This window comes from Halioglobus sp. HI00S01 (assembly GCF_001635445.1).
In the GTDB taxonomy this organism is placed as follows: domain Bacteria; phylum Pseudomonadota; class Gammaproteobacteria; order Pseudomonadales; family Halieaceae; genus Halioglobus; species Halioglobus japonicus.
In genome coordinates, this window is sequence record NZ_LWEE01000031.1 from 1 (window position 1) to 217 (window position 217).

Annotated in this window: 1 protein-coding gene; it reads left to right on the top strand. The window is 58.1% G+C overall.

The window, feature by feature from the left end:
• Nucleotides 1-94 precede the first annotated feature (94 nt).
• Nucleotides 95-217: phosphoribosylamine--glycine ligase N-terminal domain-containing protein (locus A3709_RS22525; protein WP_156507610.1), on the top strand; the 123-nt coding region annotated here is incomplete at its 3' end.

The window sequence follows — 217 nt, forward strand, 5'->3', positions numbered from 1 at the left end:
CGTCACTTCCGCCACTAATTGCAGTTGGGCTGGCTGGATGCGTTTGCATTTAGCCAGCCCCGCGCTGTTACCCTGATCTGGAGTTTCGTTATTCATGAACGTATTAGTTATTGGTTCCGGTGGCCGCGAGCATGCGCTGGCCTGGAAGGCAGCCCAGTCGGCGGACGTTGACACCGTATATGTGGCGCCTGGAAATGCCGGCACCGCCACAGAGTCC